We start from the raw sequence: 14,778 nt of genomic DNA, 5'->3' as shown, positions 1-14,778 counted from the left end.
CTGAGCCCAGGGTGCATCCTCTGTTACCAGGGTGCAAAGATGGTACTCTTCGTGACCGGTCGGTGTCACCGCACCTGCTGGTACTGCCCACTCTCGCGTGAGCGAAAAGGTCAAGACGCGATCTTCGCGAACGAGCAAAAGATCACGTCGCCGTCCGAGGCGATCGAGGTGGCGGAGAGCATGAGTGCTCTTGGCACCGGGATCACCGGCGGCGAGCCGTTGCTTGTCCTCGACCGGGTGGTGGAGTACGCGAAGCGCCTTAAGGAGCATTTTGGTCCCGAGCACCAGATTCATTTATATACCGGGATCGCGCCGGACGAACCTGCGCTTCGGCGCTTGCAGGGGCTGGTTGATGAGATCCGGCTGCACCCGCCTCATGAGTCCTGGCCTCGTATTCTGGAGACAGACTTCGCCCGTTCCGCCATTCTCGCTCGTCAGATGGGCTTTGTAATCGGCATCGAGGTGCCGGCGCTTCCAGGCATTGGTGCCCTTGCCGTTGCCTTGCCGCTCCTTGACTTTCTCAACATCAATGAACTGGAGTGGGGGGAGACCTGCGCTGCTGCCATGCGGGAACGCGGGCTTGAACTTGCTGACGGGCTGCATAATGCGGTGAAGGGGGCTGCCGATTGGGTGAAGGAGCTTCCGGATGATCCAAAGGTGCATTTCTGCTCGTCGAGCTTCAAAGACTCGGTCCAGTTGCGGGAACGCTTAAAGCGAATCGCAGCGAACACTGCACGCCCGTTTGATGAGGTGACGGACGACGGGACCGTCGTATATGGGGTGCTCGAGCCGGCTGGCGATCTCGATGCGATCCTGGAGATTCTCGATGAGGATGAGTATGCAATCTGCGACGGGAGGGTTGAGATGGCATGGTGGGTGCTTGCCGATCTCCGTGCCGAGCTGCCAGGCAAGAAATATGTCATCGAGCGCTACCCTAACGGTGGCATGGTAGTGGAGGTGACGCCCCTCGATGCTGCGATCAAGGATTGAGCCTCTGTATGAGCGTTACCTGCGGTGGCAGGTAAAACACATACCCCGGCACATTGCCGTGATCCAGGATGGAAACCGCCGGTACGCGAGAGAACAAGGCCTTGATTCGTCGTTTGGGCATCGGCTAGGGGCAGATACCACGGAACATGTCCTCGACTGGGCGTGTGAACTTGGCGTGCGGCACATCACGCTATATGCGTTCTCTACCGAGAACTTCCGGAGAGATAAGCGTGAACTCGCCGAGCTTTTTGCACTTTTCCGGGAGAAGTTCCTCGCAATCCTGACCGATAAACGGGTGCACAAAAACCATATCCGGGTCCAGATGATAGGGGACCGCTCTCTCCTCCCCGATGACCTCCTTGAGACCATCGATGCGGCGGAGAAGGCGACGCAGCACTACTCAGAATACTTCATCAACGTTGCGCTTGCCTACGGCGGCCGGAACGAGATCGTGCATGCTGCCCGGTCGATCCTCGACGAGGTCAAGCGGGGTATCCTCGATCCTGCGACCATCAATCCCGATACCGTTGAGAGCCACCTCAATCGGGGAGAATCCATACCTCCAGTCGACCTGATCATCCGGACCGGCAACGACTGCCGGACATCCAACTTCCTCCCCTGGCTCGCGAATGGTCACGAGTCTGCCGTCTACTTCTGCGCTCCCTACTGGCCGGCATTCCGAAAGATCGATCTCTTGCGGGCAGTGAGGGTCTACGATCAGCGGATGAGATTGAAGGAGAGCTCGGGCCAGCGGGGTTGAAACTGAATCAGCAGGAGTTTATGTTGATACAGTTGCGCCTCCTCTTTTATCGTCCAAACCGGCGTGCACGTGACTGAAAATCCCTAAGCGCCCTGAGGAAGTCCACCTTTCGAAGCAGGGCCCAGTTGACGTCGAGGAAGAAGAGTTCGGAGTAGACCGACTGCCAGATGAGAAAATCGGTCAGGTGGTCCCCGCCGGTCTTGATGACGAGGTCCGGCTCATACTTGTACGTGAGGTAGGACTCAAGCAGGTCTTCGTCGACCGCCTCAGGATCGATACCGTCCTTGGCCATCCTCCTGATACAGTCGGCGATCTCCTCCCGTCCGCTCTTCCCGATCGCTACCGTCACGTCCATTCCCTCACCGCTGACCTCCTTTTTGTCCAGGTAATAGAGGGTCAGTCGCGCAATCGAGGAAATTGCGCGAATACGTGGTAGGCACCGCTCAAGGCTGGCCGGAGCGTCGGTACTGATGTGGAACATGACGCTCCTAATTCCGAGTTCGCGGGACCATTCGGTGGCACGGAAGATATTCTCGGGGGCATCGAGCATATCCTGCCCGGTGATCATGAAACAGATCTGTTCCGGGAGTTTTTGGAGATCGCGAAGGAGGATCTTCTCGTAGAGCCGATAGATCACGAGAGCCACTCCTGTAGACTGGATAGGGGTAGAGTATTCAGAATATCGTTCGGGGCGCACCAGCCCCGGCGTGCCAGTGCAATCCCGTAGCGCATATTTTCAAACTCACCGGTACGGTGAGCGTCGGTCCCTACTGCCAACTTCACTCCCTTCTTCTTCGCGTGCCAGATATAAATATCCTCAAGATCGAGCCGGTGAGGGGATGCATTGATCTCGAGTGCCGTCCCTGTTTCCGCTGCATGGTCTATCACCCGGAAGAGATCGACCGCATAGGCCGGTCTCTTTCCGAGAAGGCGGCCCGTCGGATGTCCTATGATATCCACGTGCTCGTTCTCCATTGCGGAAAGAACCCGGCGGGTCACAATGTCCTGGTTCTGGCCGAACCCTGAGTGAATACTTGCAATAACCAGGTCGAGGTCCGCAAGAATTCTATTCGGATACCCAAGCGTGCCGTCGCTCCTGATATCTACTTCACTCCCGAGAAGGAACTGGCAGGTGTGCCGCTAGTTGATCTTATCGATCGCGTCCCGCTGCTTGAGAAGAGTCTCTGGTCTCACTCTCGATGAGTGGTCGGTGATCACAATATACTCGTAGCCCCGGGTATCCCCTGCCTCGGCTACCTCCTCAAGCGACTGGCGACCGTCGCTCGCGACGGTGTGGGCATGGAGATCACCCCGCACATCATGGATATCAACCAGATCTGGGAGGGTGAGTCTCTGGGCAAGTTCTATCTCGCCGCGGTCCTCACGCAGTTCGGGCGGGATGGGCGCCATCCCGAGAAACGAGAAGACCTCTTCTTCGCTCGCAAACGTATGCACCCGCCCGTCCGATATGCTCGAAAGACCGTCGGGAGTGAGCCGGTATCCCTTCTTGCGCGCCACATCCGCAAGTTTCTCCAGGAAGTTGGCCGACCCGGTGGAGCAGAGGAGCGCGGTGCCGTATCTCGCCGGATCGGTGAACCGAAGATTCAGATGCGCCCCATCGATGGTAGCAAGGCTTTCCGCAACTGCTGCCTTATCGGCGATGGTGACGACCTCGATCTCGTCGATCGTGGCGGCGCCCCGCCGGTAACTCCCGGTAACCGTATACTCTCCCTCCGGGAGGAACGCTCTGAGGTTTGCAAGAACTGCCTCGACCTGCGGGCGGGTCATCGTATCAGGTCTCCGGCGGAATTGCCGAGCCCCTTTTGCAATTGTTTCCTCCTTCTTTGCCCCAAACCCGGGAAGCGTACGGAGCCGGCGCGCCTTTGCCGCCCGCTCCAGGTCGTCGATCGTCTCGATGCCAAGCCTCTTCCAGAGGAGATGCAGGGTTCGTGGTCCAACGCCGGCAACGCCAAGGAGTTCGATGAGCGAACCCGGGATGGCGGTCCGCAAGGTCTCGAGTTCCGCAAATGTTCCGGTCACCGCAATCTCGCGGATCTGGCCGGCTATCCGGACCCCGATGCCCGGGATGCGAGTGAGTTCCTCCTCGCTGCATCCGGCGGCCGGGAAGGAGAGGTGCTCGATCCGGCGTGCCGCCCGCTCATAGGCCTGGACCTTGTGTCGGTCCTCTCCTGCGATCTCGAGCAGGCGGGCCATGGTTGAAAGCCGATCGGCAATCTCCCTGTTTGTGATCTCCTTCTTCTGGCCCATCATCTGTCTCATCCTGGTGAAACCATAGAGAAACCGATCTCCCTAGATCGGGTGCATCACCCCGATCTCTATGACGTCATCCAAACCCATAAACTGCCATAAGTTAAAAAGAATGTAGCATGCTTCCCTCCGCATTCGAGGATTACCTTGAGGCCATCCTCACGATCACGGGAGACGGCAAGCGTCCTGTGGCGTTGCAGGAGATAGCGGACGCACTCGATACCGAAAGGACGGTCGTCGAGGATACGCTAACCTCCCTGATCGAGGAAGGATATCTTGAGCAAGCTCCCGGCGGTGCCGTCAGACTGACCGAGAGAGGATTCACATTGGCATCGCGGGTGGCGCGGAAACACCGCGTTCTCCAGTGCTTCCTGACAGAGATGCTCGGCGTCGATGCGGATAGAGCGAGCAAAGAGGCCTGCGCGCTTGAACACGGTATCTCCGACGAGACCATCGATCGGCTCTCCACCTACATGGGGGGCAACCAGCCCGCGCCGGGACGTATGGGGCGCTGCCGTGGGCGGGATGCCTGTACGCTGCTCGACTGCAAGGAGGGCGACACCGTCCGGGTGGCGATGATACGAGGTCCCCGGCGGAACCGCAGGCTGCTTGATCTCGGCATCTTCCCTGGAGAGGTCGTACAGATCCGGCGGAAACTCCCGAACAACTCGGTCGTCGTCAGAGCAAAAGGATGCGACATCGGCATCAGCCCTGAGGTCGCAGCGTCGATCATTGTGGAGTCGTGTCCATGAGGTTTGCGCTGGTCGGTAATCCCAGTGTGGGCAAGTCCCTGATCTTCAACCAGCTCACCGGCCTCGGGGTCGAGGTGAGCAACTATCCCGGGACCACCGTCGAGTTGCAGCGGGGCAACACCTGTTTTCAGCGCGAGATGATCGAACTCGTGGATCTCCCCGGTGTCTACTCACTGGATGGTGAATCCGAGGAGGAGGCCCTGGTCCGCGAGTTCCTGGGGCAGCGGGAGATCGATGCGGTTATTGTGGTGACCAACGTCACCCGTCTGGAGCGCAACCTCTACCTCCTCCTCCAGGTTGCGGAGTACGGGCTCCCGATGGTCGTTGTGCTGAACATGGTCGACGAAGCCGTAAAACAGGGGCTTGAGATTGACACCAACCCGCTCCGCGACCTCCTCGGTGTCGATGTGATTCTCGCGGCCGCAGCGCAGGGGAAGAACATCGATCAGATCATCCCGGCGGCCCTTGCCGCAACCCGGCCGGCGACGGTGGAGATCCCGTACGACCATCATATCGAAGCTGCCGTCCGAAGCCTCGGGAAGATCTTTGGAGCCGATCGTGTAGAGAGCATCCAGGCGCTTCAGGGCATCGGCGATAACCCGGAACTGCTCGAAGCGGCACGAGCGATCGCCGACGAGATCGAGTCCCGGCACCGGATGACGGCCGCCCAGATCATTGCTGCCAACCGGCATAACTTCGCCCACCAGATCGCCGATCTGATGCTCAAAGAAGACGTGATGCTCCCCCGGTCCGACCTCGACGGCTTCCTGACGCGGGCCTTCCCGGGCATCCCCATTCTCCTTGGGGTTCTCGTGGGGATGCTCCTCCTGGTCTTTGCGCTCGGGACGTTTCTTGAGGAGATGATCGTCGAACTCTTCGATGTATTTGCACTGGAGCCGTTCCACATGCTCGGGTTGCCGCCGCTCATCGATGTAGTGGGAGCCTCCATCCTGCTCGCGCTCCAGGCTGGTTTTGGGATAGCGTTCCCGTACGTCCTCCTCTTCTATATCTTCATCTCCATCCTCGAGGACTCCGGATACATGACCCGGGCGGCGTTTCTCGCCGACAACGCGATGCACCGTCTCGGCATGCACGGTGGGGCGGTCATCCCCCTCACCCTGGCGTTCGGGTGCAACGTGCCGGCCATCATGAGCGTACGGCTCCTGCACTCGCGGCGCGAGCGAATAATCGGCTCGTTCCTGGCCACGATGGTCCCATGTTCGGCGCGGACCGTCGTCATCGCCGGGATTGTGGCAGCCTTCGTCGGGATCGGGGCGGCGTTCAGCGTCTACGCCATTGTCTTTGTTCTGATCCTCATAACGGGCCTCTTCCTCTCCCGTGTGACACCCGGGGAGCGCTTCGGGATGATCATGGAGATGGTCCCGCTCCGTCGGCCGGACCCGCGGTTGGTGCTAAAAAAGGCCTGGTCGCGCCTCTCCGAGTTTCTCTTCATCGCGATGCCCCTCCTCCTTGCAGGAAGCGTCGTCCTTGGGCTGCTTGAGTTCTTCGGCATCATGACCCTCTTTGAGCAGATCGTGGAGCCCTACACCATGGCCCTCCTCGGTCTTCCCGGGTACTCTGCAACAGCCCTCATCTTCGGGATCTTGCGAAAGGAGATGGCATTTGAGACCCTTGCCATCCTCGCGGGCACTGCAGACCTCGGCTCGGTGCTCTCGTCCCTCCAACTCTATATCTTTGCGATCGTGACCGTCCTCTTCGTCCCCTGCCTTGCGACCATCACGGTCCTCCTGCGTGAGGTCGGGGCACGGATCACGCTTGCGATCACGGCATATACTGTCGCCCTCGGTCTCTTTGTCGGGGCTCTTCTCTTCCATCTTCTGGGGTAGGACCCACCCCCCGTGATCCGTTACTTCTACGATGCAGGAGCGCCGACAGTTGAGGAGTGATTTGATCATGTTAACGTTCGTGGGTCTCGGCCTCTACGATCTCGGTGATATCTCCGTCAAAGGCCTTGATTACGTCAGGAATGCTGATGCAGTCTATCTGGAGGCATACACGTCGCGGCTGATGGGTGCGGACGTCTCCGAGATGGAGGCGTTCTTTGGGAAGGAGATCAGGGTGCTTGCACGCGAGGATGTTGAACAGGACCCCCATGAGATCATCGAGCGTGCGGCGAGTGGTCAGGTGGCGTTCCTGACCGGAGGGGACCCCATGATCTCGACGACACACGCCGATCTCCGGATACGGGCGGCTGCTGCCGGGGTTGCGACCTCCATCATTCACGCATCGTCCATATCGAGCGCAGTCTCGGGTCTTTCGGGTCTCCAGAACTACCGGTTCGGAAAGTCCTGTTCGGTTCCGTTCCCGGCCAGGGGGTGGTTCCCGACGACTCCCATCGAGACGATAGCCAAAAACCTTGAACTCTCCCTCCATACGCTCGTCTACCTCGATATCCAGAAGGATCGCTACATGCGCATACCAGAGGCGATCACCATCCTCGAGGAGATGGCGGAGAAGTGCGGGATCGAGCCGCCCACGCTCTACGTGGGCATCGCCCGGGCTGGGTCCGAGAACCCCGTAGTCCGGGCTGGGACCGGTGCGAAACTCAAGGAGACCGATTTTGGACCTCCACTCCACGTTCTCGTCGTCCCGGCGGACCTCCATCCCATGGAGCGTGAGTATCTGGAGGTCTTTGCCGATCTATGACCCTCGAAGAGTACGGGGCACTCTTCTCGGAGGCTCTCTCCCGGACCAGGACTGCCGTTCCGGCAGGAACGCCTCTTGGCCGGGCGGCGGACGAGGTGCTCGAGATGGCTGCAGCGTACTTAAGTGATGGTTGGACGTTTCTTCGAACGGGCGATCCGGTAAACGCGCTTGCAGCCTTTGCCTACGGGCTCGGGTGGCTTGACTGCGGCACAAGCCTGGGATTGCTTGAGCCGCAGTCAGGCCATCCGCCAGTCGGAGTGGATGCGCAGATCCCGGATGCCATGAGCGCCCACCTGCACGAAAAGACCCATCGGTATCGCAGGATGCTCAATGCTGCTCTGTCTGCGGTCGAAGTGGGGGCGGACGAGGCAAGTCCGCTCTATGCGGGGGGGGAGGTGCTTTACTCCTGGGCAGCGTTCTGGTATAAAGAAGGCGTGGAGCGTCTCGAGGCCGTGGATCTTCCCGGAGCCCTTGCCCGATATAGTTATGGGTATGCCTGGCTGGACGCCGGCATCCGCGCGGGGCTTTTCAGAATAACCGGTGAGCGCGATCTCTTTACCGTCTAGGGGTCTAGACCCGGTCTCAACATAAAATCATCGTTATATACTTCCTACACAATACTTTATTAATCCGATTTCAGGCATTTCTCTCCTGAAATTGTTCGAAAATCCAGAAAAGATCGTGGATCCGGCCTGATGCCGGGGGGTTGAGGATGAATAGGTCTCAGTGGAAATGGCTGCTCGTCTCGATCAGCTTTAGTGTCCTTGTGCTGATCGGTGTCCTGTACTTCACCGTCGATGAGATGACGGTCGAGTACCTCAGCCGGATTAACCCACTCTACCTTGCCCTCGCCGTTCTCTTCCACATCGTCTCGCTTGTCTTCTGGGCGCTCCGTATCCAGGGAATGTCGGCGTCACTAGGATTTCGGGTGAACTTCAAACACTGTCTGAACCTGGTGCTCGCGAACATGCTCGTTGCGGCGGTCACCCCGTCCCAAGCAGGCGGGGAGCCGGTCCGGATTCATGAACTCTACCGGGCAAACGTCCCGGTCGGGGACGCGACCGCCGTCGTCGTGATGGAACGGATACTTGACGGGATTGTCCTTGGATTGCTTGGAGCCTTCTCTATGCTCTTCCTCGGCCGATACTGGAGCAGCCTCACCTCGGGGTTCAGTGGTCTTAGCCTCCTGATGTACACCGCCTGGATCCTCGTCACGCTCTTTGTGCTGTTCTTTGTCTACTCGGTGAAGAACCCTGATAGCCTCAAACGGGTCCTTAAGTGGATATCACGCTGGATCGACCGGCGCTGGCGCTTGAAGCGGCTTGAGAGCCTGCTTGATACGATCGACCGGGAGGTGGACAACTTCAATGCGGGCCTTGTCAAGTTCATGAATCACGGTAGAAGCGGCCTTGTGTGGGGTTTTCTCTTCACGTTGCTCTTCTGGCTCTCGGAGTTCGCCATCGCATCGCTGCTCCTTGTCGGCCTCGGACAGCCGCCGTACCTCATCGAGTCGTTCGTTGTCCAGCTAATCATCGCCATCATCATGATGATCCCCCTCACCCCCGGCAGTTCCGGGATTGCCGAGCTTGGCGCCACGTCGCTCTATAGCATCTTTGTCCCGTCTTCGATCGTGGGTGTCTTCGTCCTCCTCTGGAGGCTGATCCTCTACTACCTCAACATCCTGCTCGGCCTGCTCTCGAGTCTTGTCATCGTACGACGCGAGATCCTTGCCCGCACAAATCACCGGCAGTGAAGACCCCAAGATTTAAACCTCATTAAACTTATGAACTGGTGATCACATGGCGGCTCAAAGTTGTAGGGTTCAGGGCGTGTTCATGTCGGTGAGCGAGATGGGGGCAGCACCGACAGTCGTCCTGGATGCCGGGGGCGACAGCACGATACCCATATATGTCGGGCTCTGGGAGGCAATCTCGATCAACAACGCGCTCAATAGTGAGATGCTGCCCCGGCCTATCACCCACGACCTCATCGTTGAGCTGTTTCGAAATTTTGACATAACTCTGGATGCTCTGCACATCGATTCCCTGGAGGAGGGTGTCTTCTATGCCAAACTCCTCCTCCGGCAGGGCTCCCGCACTGAGATCATGGATTGCCGGCCCAGTGATGGGATAGCCATCGCTCTGCGCTACCGTGCTCCCATCATGATTGAGGACACTGTTGTGGAGTCCGCAGCAGTGAAGAAGGATGACCTCCCGAGGATGGTGGACTTAAAGGAGTACCTCTAATCCACCGGGAGGGCCCTCTCTTACTTTCGACGTGCGGCAAGCTCGTCGAGTACATCCGCCACATCGGTGCCGGATGCTTTAAGTGCTACCAAAAAGTGGAAGAGGAGATCGGCAGCTTCCGATATCGTCCTTTCCGGGACCTGATTCTTTGCAGCAATGATGAACTCGACCGCCTCTTCACCAACCTTCTCCAGGGATTTATCGACCCCTTTCCTGTGGGTCAGGATCGAACTGACGTAACTCTCGGCCGACGGGTGCTCGGCCCGATCCTGAATGACCTGCCAGAGCTCTTCTAGGATGTTCCAGTCACGCATGGGCATCTCCTGCTGTGAGCACCTCGCCTAGGTCGGTATTGAAGTACCGGGAGATGAGGATACGTGCTTTCTCGATGGTGCATCCGCCTTTCCCGATGGCGATGCCAAGGTCACCCGGTTTCACATAGACAGTGAGCCTCCCGTTGTCGCCTTTGTTGGTCCCGACGACATCGGCCGGCTTAAATACATTCTTCGCAAACTTTTCAATCTCTGGAGAATATTCGACCATTTCTACACGTTTCCCGAGGACCCTCTGCATCTTTTTGATATTGCTGCCTTTCCGGCCGATAGCGAGGCCCATATCTCCTTCTTTTATAAGGTAGACCACGCGGTCGAAGCGTTCATCGATGATGCAGTCCAGCGCGGTCGCCCGGGTGAGGATTCTCAACTCTTCGATATATCGTCGTTCTTTGAAACTTATGGTTCGGATCATTGAAGCAGTCCCCAATGGGAATGATGCGGTATGATATAGTCGCTTGAGGGATATATATCTGAGTACTCGAATTGCTTTAATCAACCGGCTAGCATTTCTGCAGGATTATCTTTATTGCTGCCCCTTCCTCGGGTTTGCCAGGAACCCTGTCCGATGCCCAGACACGTCCCCCATACCGGGTAACCAGGGTTTTAACGATATGGAGCCCCAGTCCCCTACTTCCGGGCGTGGATTTCCCCTCACGATTGAATCGGTCGAAGATGTTGGGTTTTAAGTGATCCGGGATACCGATCCCGTTATCTGCGACCGAGAGCGTCACAATATCTGCGGTCTCTATGACGGATATCTCGATCCGCACCTTCATGCCGCCAAACTTGATGCAGTTGCTGATCAGGTTGGATATGACGTGCTCAAGGAGGGGGCTTGCCCAGACCATATGACTTTTCGCCTCATACCGGATATCGATGCCTGCGTAGCGCCGTATCTGGTCGCGGATAACACAGTCGAGATCAATCGGCTCCAGGCGGATCTGATGTTTGTTGAGCGTATTTAAGAGTTCAACATTCTTGATGACGTTTATTCCCTGCTCGATCGTGATCTTGACCCTTTGAGCGAGTTCCGCTTCTTCGCCGGAGAGTCGTTCCCGGAGCATCTCAATGATCGTCGCTGCAACCATGTGAGTATTGTAGATATCGGTACCAAGCAGATCGAGATAGAGGTTGGAGAACTGGCTGGTCTCCTGGAGAACTCGTTCGCAGAGGAGGTCTCTTGTGATATCACGGCTGACCCCGGTGGCCGCCACAATCTTCCCTGTCGAGTTGTGCAGGGGATTCATGGTGACCATAAACGACCGCTGATCTCCGTGCCATGGAAATGACCATGTCTCTGATACTCTCTCTCCCGCCTCGATAACCCGGCGCGCTGCATCGATCAGGAATTCCGCCTCCCTGGGCGGAAACAGATCGTAAGGAGTCTTTCCTACGATATCATCCGGGTTTATGCCCTCGTTCCGAGCGCTGGTCCAGAAGAACTGGGTGAAAACACCTTTCCGGTTAAGCGTGAAGATCATATCCGGCAGCGAATTTGCCAGGATCTGAACCTGTTCCTGCGAAATCTCGGAGGGGTCTTCGGCCGACGGTGCGTGGGGCAGATCCTGGAAGATCTCAATCGCTCCAACCTGCTGGCCATCGGCGTCGCAGAGGGGCGCAGCCATGCAGACGATCTCTCTGCCGGATGCGAGAGTGATCTGTGACTTGGCGAGCGTCCCCTCTCCCTCGTGCGGGAGCAGGAGGTAGTGGTCGCTCCTGGGTTCGTCATGCGATAGAATACAGTCCGCCAGTGTGGGGCGGCGCTCGCCGAACAATGCTTTCCCATGGGCGTAACTGCCCCTCCCAATCATTTCCTCAGCAGAAATCCCTGTGTATTGCACCATTCCTTCGTTCCAGACGATTACCCGACCCTCGCAGTCGAGAACAAGTGCCGGTTGCTGGAGGTGATTGAAGATGCTCAAGGGTATCTGGCCGTGACTTATAGTATCCTTGATTTCTTCCTGGTTTGCCTTCACATACATCACCTGGAAACAGTTCTCGGCCCAGTTACCTGTGCATGCCCCCTTTGAGCGCGACCTCCTACCTGCCGGCAGGCATGGTGCCTCACGCTTATTACTATCTTTCTATCCCCTACGATGCTCGCGCGCCTTCGTGTTCGATCACTCTAAGATGGCAAAGAAGGTGCGGCGTATCATCAGTCTGGTGGCAGATGCGTAGAAGAGTATCTGGAAGATCCACTTAAAAGAGTGTCTGTTTATTCACTCTGGAATATGCTAGATTGGTAGTTTACTATTTATGCATTATCAGATTTCTTCCTGTCATAACTGATGGCATTCTTATTATTCGCTTTTTACTTGATGGTAAAAACTGAATATAAATATTTTAGCAGTTATTTTTTGGAGCGTCCGGCAACGCAAAGGGCGGCATTTCACGCTCAGTCGAGCAACTTAATATTTGAGTATCTGTATAGGAATAGTGATGTTCGGGCGCTATTATGGTACATTTCGCCGAGAATGTGGGGACATTCTGGTGGAAACCGAGATGAATAACGGTCTTCTGACCTACCGGCGCCGGTGCGAAGGACGGACGTTTGAGCGAGTTCCGGTCTCAAAGACGGGTGAGTTTATCATCAATCCAGTGGAGCCGCACAACCTCCCTGAGGATATCACCAACTTCCTGCAGATAGAGTTCCCTCCGATTGTCGTCGAACCAGGAGCCACTCAGACGGTCTACTTGAAGTTCCCCATCGAGATGGGGGTCTTCTTAGAATCTGCAAAGGACATCAGGGTGCTTGATATCTTCGGTCTCGGCAGCCAGAAGTTCACGCTCTACGGCTCGCCTACGGATGGGCTCATTGCCCGCTGGTACAAGAGCGAGATTTACCCGGAGATCCCACCGGTCGAGCCCCTTCGTGAAGGGGTGATGGAACTCTCCATCCATAACGCGTACACCGAGTGGGCAGAGGTCTCATATGCGGTCTTTGACACCACCGATATGAAGATCTACTACGATGAGATTGTTGCGATCTCTGCGTCGATGAAGATCATCGCGAGGACGCTTGCGGAGACGAACTTCGCCGATAAACCACTTCGGCCAGGCATGGCAAAGGCCATTGAACTGCATGTAGCCCGCAAGATCCCGATGATTGACCGGGGTTACCTGATGGAGTGGGGATACTGATGGCATTTAACGTGACTGAGATCCTGGATAGTTCTATTGGGGTTGGCAATATCACCCTCGGGAACGTCCTGTACTTTGCCATCGCCCTCATCATCGGCGTGATCGTCGCGAAAGTCGTCTCGATAAACGCCCGCAGACTCCTTGCTGAGCGGCTGCCCAAGAACGAGTCTGAGCTGCTCACAAAACTGATCTACTACATCATTATCCTCTGGGCGTTCGTCATCGCTCTCCCGCAACTCAGCTTCGACCTCTCCGGCCTTCTGGTGGCCGGGGGAGTTGCCGGTCTGGTCATCGGTTTTGCCAGCCAGAGCGTCGTCTCGAACCTGATCTCCGGCCTCTTTTTGATGTTTGAGCAGCCGATCAAACTTGGGGATAATGTAAATATCGCCGGCATAAACGGCATTGTTGAGGATATCCGCGTCCTCTCGACGGTTCTCAAGACGTATGATGGGATCTACGTCCGGATCCCGAACGAGAAGGCCTTTACGTCAAATATCACAAACTACGTCAACAACCCTGCCCGGAGGTTTACGTACGAGATCGGTATCCGGTATGAGGACGATGCCGATAAGGCGATCCGGATCACGAGGGAGGTCATCGCGAACCATCCCTTCGCTCTGAAGCACCCGGCGCCATCGGTCTTCGTCGACAATCTCGGTGATAACAGCGTCAACCTGACCGTCTACATATGGGCGCCGGCCCGGAACTGGTGGGATGTCAGGACGGATCTCCTCTGGAAGATCAAGCAGGCACTTGAGGCGAACGGTATCGAAAAGCCTTTCCCGCAACGGACCATCACGTTTGCGGACAACCTTGAGGTGAAGAACCGGGCTGCCGGGAAGAAAGGGGACGATTGAGTCCCTGAAAATAACCAATCTCAAACTCTTTTTAGAAACGGTGCACCTTCCCGACCCCTCCCGGCCAAAACGACTCCGGGTAGCGTGCCTGGAGTTCTGCAATTTTATCGGTGCAGTGGGACGCGGAGAGGTATTTCACACCGGCGAGGGTGTCGATATCCTCGCCGGTGACGGTGTGCAGCCCGCCGATGACGCCCCATACCGGTCCAACCTGTGAGATCCGTTCGATGATCCGGCTGATCTGCGGGTGCGCGCACCCGGTGACGATGAGAAGACCGCCCGGTACGGTTATTACGAGCGACTGCTCCCGGATGCCGGTCCCGAGCGGCCCGGTCACGGCGATGCCGTCCGCGATCCCGGTCCATCTGCGGATGATCCGCGGTTCGGTGTATTCCCGGATCAGTCCAAGAGTCTTCTCCGAGAAGGCGTCATGGACGTAGACCTCTGTTGACGGGTTATCGGCGAGAACCGTCGCGATCCCGCCGATGTGGTCGTGGTGGTCGTGGGAGAGGACGAGATGCCGGACGCAAGCCGGGTCGATCCCGAGCGTCTGCATGTTTGCGGCAAGCACGTCCCCGCGCCCCCCGGTGTCAAAGAGCAGCCCGGCATCCTTGATAAAACAGGAGAATCCCCAATCCGTGGCGAGATCCGGCCGGAAGGGGATGTTGTTGTAGACCTCGATGAGAGTGGGCATCAGAACAGACTCCAGACATCCGGTCTCTCGTCGGGAACGATTATGCTTCCCGATGAGGTAATCGGAGG

General features: G+C 57.2%; 17 protein-coding genes. 10 read left to right on the top strand and 7 right to left on the bottom strand.

Annotated features, from left to right (window positions below; translation table 11 throughout):
- Positions 1-39 precede the first annotated feature (39 nt).
- Together ACI94_RS08450 and uppS are read left to right on the top strand one after the other, a co-directional pair.
- A complete protein-coding gene (locus ACI94_RS08450; RefSeq protein WP_394326386.1) occupies positions 40-990 on the top strand; it encodes a radical SAM protein in 951 nt (316 codons plus the stop codon).
- Positions 971-1,750: a polyprenyl diphosphate synthase gene (gene uppS, locus ACI94_RS08445; RefSeq protein WP_286681305.1), complete on the top strand. Its 780-nt coding sequence runs from the start codon at positions 971-973 to the stop codon at positions 1,748-1,750. The genes ACI94_RS08450 and uppS overlap by 20 nt, the downstream gene beginning before the upstream one ends.
- Before the next feature lie 46 nt (positions 1,751-1,796).
- On the opposite strand, the gene ACI94_RS08440 is transcribed toward uppS, so the two are convergent.
- The 3 genes from ACI94_RS08440 to ACI94_RS08430 form a co-directional block, all read right to left on the bottom strand.
- Complete coding sequence (locus ACI94_RS08440; protein ID WP_066958403.1) at positions 1,797-2,387, bottom strand: undecaprenyl diphosphate synthase family protein; 591 nt, start codon at positions 2,385-2,387, stop codon at positions 1,797-1,799.
- Positions 2,384-2,725 carry a hypothetical protein gene (locus ACI94_RS08435; RefSeq protein ID WP_286681304.1) on the bottom strand — a complete coding sequence of 114 codons (342 nt, stop codon included), beginning with the start codon at positions 2,723-2,725 and terminating at the stop codon, positions 2,384-2,386. The genes ACI94_RS08440 and ACI94_RS08435 overlap by 4 nt, the downstream gene beginning before the upstream one ends.
- Positions 2,726-2,890: 165 nt before the next feature.
- Positions 2,891-4,021, bottom strand: coding sequence for a helix-hairpin-helix domain-containing protein (locus tag ACI94_RS08430; protein WP_286681303.1), 1,131 nt, complete (start codon positions 4,019-4,021; stop codon positions 2,891-2,893).
- A 116-nt stretch (positions 4,022-4,137) separates the two neighbouring features.
- Here ACI94_RS08430 and ACI94_RS08425 point away from each other — a divergent pair, with 116 nt between their 5' ends.
- The 6 genes from ACI94_RS08425 to ACI94_RS08400 all read left to right on the top strand — a co-directional run bounded on the left by ACI94_RS08425 (position 4,138) and on the right by ACI94_RS08400 (position 9,683).
- Positions 4,138-4,770 (top strand): metal-dependent transcriptional regulator, encoded by a 633-nt coding sequence (locus ACI94_RS08425; RefSeq protein ID WP_273258852.1) that lies wholly within the window; start codon positions 4,138-4,140, stop codon positions 4,768-4,770.
- Complete coding sequence (gene feoB / locus ACI94_RS08420; protein ID WP_066958324.1) at positions 4,767-6,617, top strand: ferrous iron transport protein B; 1,851 nt, start codon at positions 4,767-4,769, stop codon at positions 6,615-6,617. Before ACI94_RS08425 ends, feoB begins: the two co-directional genes overlap by 4 nt.
- A 67-nt stretch (positions 6,618-6,684) precedes the next feature.
- Positions 6,685-7,437, top strand: a complete 753-nt coding sequence (gene dph5, locus ACI94_RS08415; protein ID WP_066958322.1) for a diphthine synthase — start codon at positions 6,685-6,687, stop codon at positions 7,435-7,437.
- The gene (locus ACI94_RS08410) at positions 7,434-8,003 is read left to right on the top strand and encodes a DUF357 domain-containing protein (protein ID WP_066958321.1); all 570 of its coding nucleotides are present in this window, start codon (positions 7,434-7,436) and stop codon (positions 8,001-8,003) included. The genes dph5 and ACI94_RS08410 overlap by 4 nt, the downstream gene beginning before the upstream one ends.
- A 146-nt stretch (positions 8,004-8,149) precedes the next feature.
- Complete coding sequence (locus ACI94_RS08405; RefSeq protein WP_066958319.1) at positions 8,150-9,190, top strand: flippase-like domain-containing protein; 1,041 nt, start codon at positions 8,150-8,152, stop codon at positions 9,188-9,190.
- A gap of 82 nt (positions 9,191-9,272) precedes the next feature.
- On the top strand, positions 9,273-9,683 hold the full coding sequence (locus ACI94_RS08400) for a bifunctional nuclease family protein (protein ID WP_224732841.1): 411 nt from the start codon (positions 9,273-9,275) through the stop codon (positions 9,681-9,683).
- 20 nt (positions 9,684-9,703) lie between these two features.
- Here the strand turns inward: ACI94_RS08400 and hisE are convergent, their stop codons facing one another.
- The 3 genes from hisE to ACI94_RS08385 all read right to left on the bottom strand — a co-directional run bounded on the left by hisE (position 9,704) and on the right by ACI94_RS08385 (position 12,000).
- On the bottom strand, positions 9,704-9,997 hold the full coding sequence (gene hisE / locus ACI94_RS08395) for a phosphoribosyl-ATP diphosphatase (RefSeq protein ID WP_066958316.1): 294 nt from the start codon (positions 9,995-9,997) through the stop codon (positions 9,704-9,706).
- Positions 9,990-10,430: a NusA-like transcription termination signal-binding factor gene (locus tag ACI94_RS08390; RefSeq protein ID WP_066958314.1), complete on the bottom strand. Its 441-nt coding sequence runs from the start codon at positions 10,428-10,430 to the stop codon at positions 9,990-9,992. Before ACI94_RS08390 ends, hisE begins: the two co-directional genes overlap by 8 nt.
- An 88-nt stretch (positions 10,431-10,518) precedes the next feature.
- Positions 10,519-12,000 carry an ATP-binding protein gene (locus ACI94_RS08385; RefSeq protein WP_273258845.1) on the bottom strand — a complete coding sequence of 494 codons (1,482 nt, stop codon included), beginning with the start codon at positions 11,998-12,000 and terminating at the stop codon, positions 10,519-10,521.
- Positions 12,001-12,520: 520 nt separating this feature from the next.
- On the opposite strand from ACI94_RS08385, the gene ACI94_RS08380 reads away from it, so the two are divergent.
- Together ACI94_RS08380 and ACI94_RS08375 are read left to right on the top strand one after the other, a co-directional pair.
- On the top strand, positions 12,521-13,159 hold the full coding sequence (locus tag ACI94_RS08380; protein WP_286681302.1) for a DUF432 domain-containing protein: 639 nt from the start codon (positions 12,521-12,523) through the stop codon (positions 13,157-13,159).
- Positions 13,159-14,016, top strand: coding sequence for a mechanosensitive ion channel family protein (locus ACI94_RS08375; RefSeq protein WP_286681301.1), 858 nt, complete (start codon positions 13,159-13,161; stop codon positions 14,014-14,016). Before ACI94_RS08380 ends, ACI94_RS08375 begins: the two co-directional genes overlap by 1 nt.
- A 31-nt stretch (positions 14,017-14,047) precedes the next feature.
- On the opposite strand, the gene ACI94_RS08370 is transcribed toward ACI94_RS08375, so the two are convergent.
- The coding region (locus ACI94_RS08370; protein WP_286681300.1) for an MBL fold metallo-hydrolase at positions 14,048-14,778 on the bottom strand (731 nt) is incomplete at its 5' end.

It is taken from the genome of Methanoculleus sp. DTU007 (assembly GCF_001512385.1).
In the GTDB taxonomy this organism is placed as follows: Archaea; Halobacteriota; Methanomicrobia; order Methanomicrobiales; family Methanoculleaceae; genus Methanoculleus; species Methanoculleus thermophilus.
Note: the sequence above shows the minus strand (reverse complement) of the source record. Positions and strands in the feature narration are given on the sequence as shown.

Coding starts and splice junctions, on each gene's coding strand:
- ACI94_RS08450 (WP_394326386.1), top strand. CDS start 40: ATGGTACTCTTCGTGACCGGTCGGTGTCACCGCACCTGCTGGTACTGC.
- uppS (WP_286681305.1), top strand. CDS start 971: ATGCTGCGATCAAGGATTGAGCCTCTGTATGAGCGTTACCTGCGGTGG.
- ACI94_RS08435 (WP_286681304.1), bottom strand. CDS start 2,725: ATGGAGAACGAGCACGTGGATATCATAGGACATCCGACGGGCCGCCTT.
- ACI94_RS08430 (WP_286681303.1), bottom strand. CDS start 4,021: ATGATGGGCCAGAAGAAGGAGATCACAAACAGGGAGATTGCCGATCGG.
- ACI94_RS08425 (WP_273258852.1), top strand. CDS start 4,138: ATGCTTCCCTCCGCATTCGAGGATTACCTTGAGGCCATCCTCACGATC.
- feoB (WP_066958324.1), top strand. CDS start 4,767: ATGAGGTTTGCGCTGGTCGGTAATCCCAGTGTGGGCAAGTCCCTGATC.
- dph5 (WP_066958322.1), top strand. CDS start 6,685: ATGTTAACGTTCGTGGGTCTCGGCCTCTACGATCTCGGTGATATCTCC.
- ACI94_RS08410 (WP_066958321.1), top strand. CDS start 7,434: ATGACCCTCGAAGAGTACGGGGCACTCTTCTCGGAGGCTCTCTCCCGG.
- ACI94_RS08405 (WP_066958319.1), top strand. CDS start 8,150: ATGAATAGGTCTCAGTGGAAATGGCTGCTCGTCTCGATCAGCTTTAGT.
- ACI94_RS08400 (WP_224732841.1), top strand. CDS start 9,273: ATGTCGGTGAGCGAGATGGGGGCAGCACCGACAGTCGTCCTGGATGCC.
- hisE (WP_066958316.1), bottom strand. CDS start 9,997: ATGCGTGACTGGAACATCCTAGAAGAGCTCTGGCAGGTCATTCAGGAT.
- ACI94_RS08390 (WP_066958314.1), bottom strand. CDS start 10,430: ATGATCCGAACCATAAGTTTCAAAGAACGACGATATATCGAAGAGTTG.
- ACI94_RS08385 (WP_273258845.1), bottom strand. CDS start 12,000: ATGTATGTGAAGGCAAACCAGGAAGAAATCAAGGATACTATAAGTCAC.
- ACI94_RS08380 (WP_286681302.1), top strand. CDS start 12,521: ATGAATAACGGTCTTCTGACCTACCGGCGCCGGTGCGAAGGACGGACG.
- ACI94_RS08375 (WP_286681301.1), top strand. CDS start 13,159: ATGGCATTTAACGTGACTGAGATCCTGGATAGTTCTATTGGGGTTGGC.